The 8,328-nt window shown below is 64.0% G+C and carries 7 protein-coding genes; 2 read left to right on the forward strand and 5 right to left on the reverse strand.

Annotation, left to right across the window (positions count from 1 at the left end; translation table 11 throughout):
* Nucleotides 1–83 precede the first annotated feature (83 nt).
* Nucleotides 84–968 (reverse strand): AraC family transcriptional regulator, encoded by an 885-nt coding sequence (locus JWQ89_RS09650; RefSeq protein WP_299640471.1) that lies wholly within the window; start codon nt 966–968, stop codon nt 84–86.
* Between the two features lie 385 nt (nt 969–1,353).
* On the reverse strand, nt 1,354–2,247 hold the full coding sequence (locus tag JWQ89_RS09655; protein ID WP_299640473.1) for a LysR family transcriptional regulator: 894 nt from the start codon (nt 2,245–2,247) through the stop codon (nt 1,354–1,356).
* A 101-nt stretch (nt 2,248–2,348) separates the two neighbouring features.
* Here JWQ89_RS09655 and JWQ89_RS09660 point away from each other — a divergent pair, with 101 nt between their 5' ends.
* Nucleotides 2,349–3,239, forward strand: coding sequence for an NmrA/HSCARG family protein (locus JWQ89_RS09660; protein ID WP_299640475.1), 891 nt, complete (start codon nt 2,349–2,351; stop codon nt 3,237–3,239).
* Nucleotides 3,240–3,433: 194 nt separating this feature from the next.
* On the opposite strand, the gene JWQ89_RS09665 is transcribed toward JWQ89_RS09660, so the two are convergent.
* The 3 genes from JWQ89_RS09665 to JWQ89_RS09675 all read right to left on the reverse strand — a co-directional run bounded on the left by JWQ89_RS09665 (nt 3,434) and on the right by JWQ89_RS09675 (nt 6,870).
* The gene (locus JWQ89_RS09665) at nt 3,434–4,243 is read right to left on the reverse strand and encodes an ATP-binding cassette domain-containing protein (protein WP_299640477.1); all 810 of its coding nucleotides are present in this window, start codon (nt 4,241–4,243) and stop codon (nt 3,434–3,436) included.
* Nucleotides 4,244–4,252: 9 nt separating this feature from the next.
* Nucleotides 4,253–5,656: a sugar ABC transporter permease gene (locus tag JWQ89_RS09670; protein ID WP_299640479.1), complete on the reverse strand. Its 1,404-nt coding sequence runs from the start codon at nt 5,654–5,656 to the stop codon at nt 4,253–4,255.
* Nucleotides 5,657–5,826: 170 nt separating this feature from the next.
* Nucleotides 5,827–6,870, reverse strand: coding sequence for a substrate-binding domain-containing protein (locus tag JWQ89_RS09675; protein WP_299640481.1), 1,044 nt, complete (start codon nt 6,868–6,870; stop codon nt 5,827–5,829).
* A gap of 215 nt (nt 6,871–7,085) precedes the next feature.
* Here JWQ89_RS09675 and JWQ89_RS09680 point away from each other — a divergent pair.
* A partial coding sequence (locus tag JWQ89_RS09680; protein ID WP_299640483.1) for a vanadium-dependent haloperoxidase occupies nt 7,086–8,328 on the forward strand: 1,243 nt, incomplete at its 3' end.

The following is an 8,328-nucleotide window of genomic DNA, read 5'->3' on the forward strand; positions in this document are numbered from 1 at the left end:
TGGTCTGATCCCTTGGCGGGGCGATTGGCCCTAGGAAGGCCCTGCCGAGTGAGGCTAGGGCATCTTTCCGGGCAGGCCCCTGGTCATGCGGCCTCCTTGAAGCTTTTGTTCTCTGCCAACAGGCGACGGAACTGCGATGGCGTCACACCGCGCTGTGCCAGGAACTGGCGGTTGAAGTTGGATACGTTGTTGAAGCCCGACGCGTAGCAGACCTCGGTGACCGATGAGCATTCAGGCGTCATCAACAGCTGGCAGGCCAGGTTCACCCGGAGCCGGTTGACGTACTTGGTCAGCGATTGCCCCGTATGGCGGCGAAAGCTGCGCGACAGCGTCGACGGAGAAACCCCCGCTAGGGTTGCCAGTGCCACCTCATCGAGCGGCTCGACCAAATTGTCGTTGATGTGAGCCAGGACCTCGTTGATGCCCTTGGACATGAAGCCGGAGGGATCGGGCAGATAGCGCGGGCTGGTCAGCGTTTTGGCACCGGCGTCGCGGTCGAGCTCGAGCAGAATTTGCAGGAACAGGGCAATGCGCTCGACGCCGCGCGAACGGATCACCTGCGCCAGCAACGGCGCGACGCAGTCCGATGTCTCCACGCTGAACAGCACGCCCGCGCGGCTGCGCTCGAAAAGGCCCTGCGTGTCCTCGAGTTCCGGGAAACTCGCAAAGGCGCCATCGATGAGAGTCTTGGTGAATTGCATCACGCGACTGCGCAGTGGCACCGATGTACCGTCCGGGATCTCGCTAACCCAGTTGTGCGGGAGGTTTGGCCCGACCAGCACCAGGTTGCCGGCGGTGAAACGGCCGATGAAATCGCCCACGAAGTAGTGCCCCGAGGTCGCGCAGACCAGGTGCAGTTCATACTCGGGATGGAAGTGCCAGCGAACCGTGTGGAAAGGGTAGCCGTGCTCCCACGCCTTGAAGGATTCCTTGTCGCCGATACGCACGAGTTCCAGATCGGGATTCATGCATTCCTCCCCGCTCGTCGCGCCTTCCGGGCCTAGCGACTGCGATGTGGCGCCGGGTTGTTCCTGACTTCCACCGGACCAACGCTAATGCCGTCTCCCCTCTTGGCGCTACCACGCACTTGCTTCAGTTCCGATACTTTTTTGGCGAATTCTGCTCCCGCAGAGCTGTTTCTTACAAGCCTTGCCCCGTGGTCCGCTGATCGCTGCCCAGCGCAAAGCGTGGTGTCGATGTGCGCGTTGATGTCTGGATGGAGATGCCACATGGATTTCCCAGCAACGTCGGAAGGATGAAAGCGGCGGCGCAGTCTCTGGATGCCTTCGGCAGCTTTCTGGTTGATCGGCTGCGTCGATAACCAGGTAGAGCAAAGTGCCAAGGGCGAAGTGGCTACCGCGCAAATGTATGTACCCAGCGCTCGACATGAGTAACGAACGCCTTCACGGCCGCACTAGCATGCCTATTGCTTGGGAACATGAGATAGATGCCACCGCGGTCGTCCGCGTATTTGTCGAGAATCGTGACCAGTCGGCCGGCCGCGATCTCGGGACGGGCAAGCCCCTCCGGCATTTGCGCGATGCCCAGGCCCGCCACCGCCGCCACAACGCAGAACGACATGACGTTGGCACAGATGCGCGCTTTGACCGGCACGGTCTCGACCGACTTACCGTTCGTGAAAGTCCAGATGACCCCTTCGGTCGAGTCGCCCCGCACGATGCAGTCGTGGTCTGCAAGATCACCCGGGCGTTCCGGAGTGCCGCGAGCAGCAAGATAGCCCGGGCTCGCACACCAGACGCGCCGCCCGGTGCCGAGCTTCTTGGCCACCAGCGAAGAGGCCGGCAACTCGCCGGTCCGGATCGCGACGTCGATCCGGGTGCGCAGCAGATCCAGGCGCTCGTCGGTCAGCTGCAGCTCGATCTTGACCTTCGGGTTCTGGCCGACAAACTCGGCAATCAGGTCGCCGAACAGCCCTGCCGCGAAGTCGATAGGCGCCGACACACGGATCGTGCCGGAGGGTTCGGCCTGCAGCCCCCGCACGCCCGCGTCGGCGTCCGCGATGAGTGCGAGCCCCGCACGGCAGGACTCGAAATAGGCGGCCCCGGCCTCGGTGAGCGACAGCGATCGCGTGGTTCGGTTGAGCAGCCGCGTACCAAGACGATCCTCGAGCTGGCGCACACGGCGACTGACCGTTGTCGGCGGGAGCCGCAAACGGCTGGCGGCGCCCGCGAAGCTGGCACGTTCCACCACCGCGACAAAAACCGCGACGTCCTCAAGATGCGCCACTATAGCCTCCGTTGGCAGAGTCTATGCACATTATTGCCCCTAGTGGCTGAATGTAAGTGTCGCCATGTTTCCGGTTTCTGCATTAGGCACGGAGAAAGCGAATGTCGGTTTCACGAACGGTCCTGGTAACAGGCGCTAGCGGTCAGCAGGGGCATGCGGTGGCTGAGGCGCTGCTGGCGGGCGGTCACAAGGTATTGGCTTTCACGCGCAATCCTGACAGCGCCACCATCCAGGGGCTCGTCGCCAAAGGCGCCGAGGTAAGGATTGGCGATTTCGAAGATGGGGCCGGCTTCGCGCCAGCCGCCCAAGGTGCCGACACGGCGTTCCTGATGGGCAGTCCGATTGAGCGGGGCGTCGAGGCCGAGACCCGGCAGGGCATCGTCGCGGCGGACGCAATCAAGGCAGCCGGCGTAGGCCACCTGATCTACTCGTCGGTGGGTTCCGCCGATCGCGACACGGGCATCCCGCACTTCGACAGCAAGTACGGGGTCGAGAAGCACATCGCCGGCTTGGGAGTGCCCTTTACCATCAGCGCACCGGTCACGTTCATGGACAACGTGGTGGCGCCGTGGTCGATCGAGAGCCTGCGTAAAGGAGTACTCGACTTCCCGGTGCCTGGGAACCGCAACGTCCAGTTCGTTGCCGTCGCTGATATCGGCTCCTTTGTCGCAAGTCTTGTCGGGCGCCGCGAGGCGGTGTTCGGGCACCGCTACGACATCGCCGGAGACGAACTCACTGGCACGCGACAGGCCGAGATCCTGAGCGAAGCGATCGGTAGACCGATTACCTACAACGGAATCCCACCGGCGGTGGTGAGGCAGTATCAGGGTGAAGACCAGGCTCGAATGGCCGAATGGTTCGATGCGGTAGGCTACAGCGCCGATATTCCCTCGCTGCGGCGCGACTTTTCCGAGGTCGGGTGGCAGCGTTACGCGGATTGGGCGCGGCAGCAAAACTGGAGCGCACTCGCGGAGCCGGCGAAATCGGGCTGATGGACGATCAACAGATCGCGGCTCCACGGGACCACCAGCTGAAAACGGCGACGGCGACCACGCGCCCGCACTGGCGATCGCGCCCACGGCCATCAAGGCGGTAGACGCGGAAGCTGGTGGTGGCCACCAGGCTAGTAGGAAGACCAGGGCCCCCTGAATCCAAGCCTCGGCACGGACCGGCGGGGCGGCCCGAATCAGGCTTCTTTGATCGCGCCGGGTCCGGGGATCGCGCCCGGGGGGCATTTGCCGAGGATGATCATGCCGAGCACTTCGTCCTTGGTCACGTCCTTGACGTGAGCGGTGCCGACGACCCGGCCGTTCTTCATTACCGCCAGGCGATCGGCCAGGTCGAACACGTCGTGAATGTCGTGGCTGATGAGGAAAATGCCGATGCCTTGGGCCTTGAGCTGCATGATCAATTCGCCCACCTGCGCCGTTTCCTGCGGCCCGAGCGCCGCCGTCGGCTCGTCCATGATCAGGATGCGGGCGTTGAAATGGATGGCGCGGGCGATGGCGACGGACTGGCGCTGGCCGCCCGACAGCGATTTCACCGGCTCCTTGAAGCGGCGGAAATTGGGGTTGAGGCGGCCCATCACCCTGCGGCATTCGGCTTCCATGGCGATGTCGTCAAGCGTTCCCCAGCGGGTGCGGAGTTCGCGACCCAGGTAGAGATTGGCCGCGGCGTCGACATTGTCGGCGAGCGCCAGCGTCTGGTAGATCGTCTCGATGCCGTAGGCCTTGGCGTCGCGGGGGTTGCTGATGTCGGCTTCCTTGCCGTCGATCCGGATGTTGCCGGAATCCCGCTTGTAGGCACCGGACAGCACCTTGATCAGGGTCGACTTGCCCGCGCCGTTGTGGCCGAGCAGCCCGACGACCTCGCCCGCGTAGAGATCGACCGAAGCATGATCGACGGCCCGGATGCCGCCGAAGGCGATCGACACGTCCTGCAACTCAACCAGCGGTACGCCCCGGGCGCCGCCTGTCTGAATGGAGTCGATGGTCATGGCTGCCTCCTACTTCACGCGCCGCCGGTACGCCTGGTCGACGAAGACGGCCAGCACCAGCACGATGCCGACCACGATATTGGTATAGGCGGAATCGACGTTGAGCAGTGCCATGCCGGATTGCAGCGACTGCATCAGAAGCGCGCCCACGATGGCGCCGTAGATGGTGCCGATGCCGCCTGCGAGCGAGGTGCCGCCGATCACCGCCGCGGCAATGACGTAGAGCTCGTTGAGCGTACCCAGCGCTGTCGTTGCCGCATCGAGGCGGGCCGAGGCGATGATCGCCGAGATGCCTACCAGCGCTCCCATCAGGGTGAACACCATGACGGTGAGCCGCTTGGTGTTGACGCCGGCGAGCTCCGCCGCCTCCGGGTTGCCGCCGGTCGCAAAGATGTAGCGGCCGAAGCGGGTGCGCCGGGCAACGAAGGTCATCACCAGTCCCACCGCCAGCATGATCAGCACGGGAATCGGGTAGCCCGTCTGGAAGCTCAGTCCATCGAGGCAGGTTACCACCTTGTCGCCTGCAGTGCAGATGGCGAGCCCCGCCCGGTTCTCGACACCCGCCGGAATCGGAATGTTGTTCTCGACCGCGAACCGCTCGGCGACGCGCGCCGGCCAGAGGTAGGAGTTGACGACGGCAGTGGTGCCCAACACCGCTGCGCAGCCGACGACGACGGTGAGGACATCTGCCCATACGGGCTTGGGCGCAAAGCTGAACTTGAGGCGCCGGCGACGCCCGCTGAGGGTGGCGATGCCGATGCCGACGCAGGCCACCGCGGCCAGTACCCAGCTCCACATTGGCCCGATCGAGGCGAGAGGGCCGTTGCCGCCGATCAGCTTGAAGGTCTTGTCCATCGGCGCCACGGTCACGCCGCTGGCGATCAGGAAGGCGGCGCCGCTGAAGGCGATGAGGCCGCCGAGCGTGACGATGAAGCTCGGGATCTGGCCGTAGGCGATCAGCACGCCGTTGAACATCCCTATGGCTGCGCCGAGCGCGATGGCGAAGATCACGGCGATGATCCAGATCGCTGGATGGCCGACGCCGAGCGTCGGTCCGAGTTCGAACACCTGCAGCACGCCGGTCGCCACCGCCACGACGCTGAGCATCGAGCCGACCGACAGGTCGATCTGGCGCAGGACGATCACCAGCACCATGCCGGTGGTCATCACGGCGATCACCGAGGTCTGGACCAGGAGGATCCACAGGTTGCGCGAGGTGAGGAACGAACCGCCGAACAGACCGCCGCCGCCCGGGCGCAGGATTGCGCTCATGACATCGAAGCCGACCCAGATGAGGAGCAGCGCGGCCAGCATGCCGAGCATGCGGGTGTCGATCTCGGCGGCCCTGAGCAGGCGCCGGAACAGGCCCTCGTTGCTGCTTGCCGGACCACCGGCATTCGATTGTTCAGCCATGCCCCACCCCATCGGCCGATCGTTGCGGCCGCCATTTCCAGCGACGATCCCGCGTCGGCCGGACGATTGCAACTGCGCCAGAGGGCTGGCGTCAAAACTGAGAAGAAAGGCCGCGCCACCTGTTCGAGGCGGCGCGGCCGGCAGTGCGTCAGGTCAGATCAAGCGACCGATCAGTTGCAGGCCGGAACAGTACCGGCGGCGACGCCGGCGCAGGCCTGTTCCTTGGTGATGTGGCCGGCGTCGATCGCCACCTGGATGTTGTCCTTTGTGATCGGCGTCGGGGCCAGGAGGATGGCGTTCATCTCGACGCCGTTCTTGCCGCCGCTGAACTTGGCCACGCCTTCGATGGTGGTCGGGTCGGCGCCATCTGCGAGAGCGAGCGCCGCCTTCGCCGCAACGGTGCCGAGGTCGATAGAGTTCTTCCAGATCGAGACGAGCTGGGTGCCCAGCGCGACACGATTGATGGCCGCCAGATCGCCGTCCTGACCGGTCACCGGAACGGTGCCGGCAAGACCCTGGGCATCGAGGGCCGCCACGACGCCCGAGGCCATGCCGTCATTCTCGGACAGCACGGCATCGACACCGTTATTGGTCGAAGTCAGACATTGCTCCATGTTCTTCTGGGCATTGTCCGGCTTCCAGCCGTCGGTGAAGGTCTCGCAGACATTGGTGACCTTGCCGCTGTCCATGGCGCCCTTGAGCACTTCCATCTGGCCCTGGAACAGGAAGGTGGCGTTCGGATCGCCCTTGTCGCCCTTGATGAAGGCATAGCGACCTTCCGGCTTAACCTTCAGCATCTCCTGCGCCATGATCCGGCCGACGCCGACATTGTCGAAGGTGATGTAAAGCGCGTTGGGATCCTCGAACTGCACGTCATAGGCGATCGACTTGATGCCGGCGTCGCTGATCTTCTGGATCGAGGGCAGGATCGCGTCGGAGTCGAAGGCGACCACGAGGATCACGTCCGGCTTCTGCGAGATCAGGCTTTCGATGTCGGCGGCCTGCTTCTGGGCCGAGCCCTGGGCATCGGTCGAAATGAACGTATCGCCGGCTGCTTCGACGACGGCCTTGATCGCAGCCTCGTCGGTCTTCCAGCGCTCTTCCTGGAAAGTCTTCCAGGACACCGCAATGGTTTTGCCCGCGGCCATTACCGCGGTCGAAGTGGCGCTCATCAGCAGGGCGCCAGCCAAAAGAGTCAGTATCTTGAATTTCATTGCAAGGTCCCTCCCGGACCACCGCGGAACTTCATGACGCCGCCTTTTCTTCAGGCCGGGGCAAGCCGTGCCGTCGTTCCGCAGCATATGTGTCGATTTGCCCCAAGCGGTGTGCGCCGAAACGCTGCAGCAACTCGTCTATCGAGTCAATCGACATGTCATTTTGCGAGGATATTCTCGCACCTCCAAGTCAAGACCGACTTTTGGCGCAGGCATTGACCGCGTGGCTCTCTGTAGGCGAAATAGCCATACTGAAGATCGGCACGGCGGGTGAACACGCCGGCTTCGATCAGGGGGAAATGATGGGTGCTCGTAGGCGGATCGCCGCGTTCGGCGGAGTGGTGTTGTTATGCCTGGTGACCAGCCTCGGTGCGCTGGCCGCCGGCCCCCGTCCCGAGCCGGGCGTCATCCTGCGGGACTGGTACACCCTGATGAACGAACTGGTCCGGCATACAGCGACCTATTCACCGCCGGTCGCCAGCCGTTCCTTCGGCTATCTGGGGGTCACGGTGTTCGAGGCCGCGGTAGGCGGCTCGGACAAGCTGGTATCGCTGGTCGGCCAGCTGCACGGGCTCGATTCCGTCCCGGCCCGGACAGCGGGTGCGGTTTATGACGAGACGGTGATCATCAGCGCGGCCCTGTCGGACGCCATTGTCTACTACTTCGGCAATACCGGACCGACGGGGCTGCGCTCGATCGCGAACGCTCAAAAGAAATGGCGCGCGCTGGCCGTCGATGGCGTGCCTGAGGGTGTGGTGGAGCGCAGCGAGGCCTTCGGCAAGGCCATGGCAGCCAGTATCTTCGATTGGTCGAAGGGCGATGGCGGCGCCGAGGTCACCAATATGGGCTTCCCATACGAATACGCCCTGTCCAGTGGCGATGACAAATGGGTACCGACCAACCTGATCCGCCAGCAGCAGTTCCCGCTTCTGCCGGACTGGGGAAATAACCGCACCTTCGTCACGCCGTCGGGCGCGGCCTGCGCGACGCCCGGCAATCCCGCCTACAGCAACGAACCCGACTCGCAGTTCTTCAAGGAGGCGAGCGAAGTCTACGAGACGGTGAAGAACGCGACGCCCGAGCAGATGGCCATCGCGCGCTTCTGGTCCGACGATCCGATGCTGTCGATGACGCCTCCCGGGCACTGGCTGTCGATCGCGCTGCAGGTGGCGGACAGCGCCGATCTCGGGCTCGAGGACAATGTCGACCTCCTGGCCCGCATGGGCATCGCCATGTCGGATGCCTTCGTCGGCTGCTGGCACGAGAAATACGTCTATGACCTTGTGCGGCCCATCACCTACATCAAGAAGGTGATCGATCCCAAGTGGGAGCCGATCCTGAACACGCCGCCATTCCCCGAGTATCCCAGCGGTCACAGCGCGGTTTCGGGCGCCATGGACGCCGTGATGACGGCGTTCTTCGGTGAGGATTACGCATTCGAGGACAAGACGGGCTCGC

Origin of the sequence: Devosia sp., from assembly GCF_028290645.1 — a bacterium.
Classification (GTDB): domain Bacteria; phylum Pseudomonadota; class Alphaproteobacteria; order Rhizobiales; family Devosiaceae; genus Devosia_A.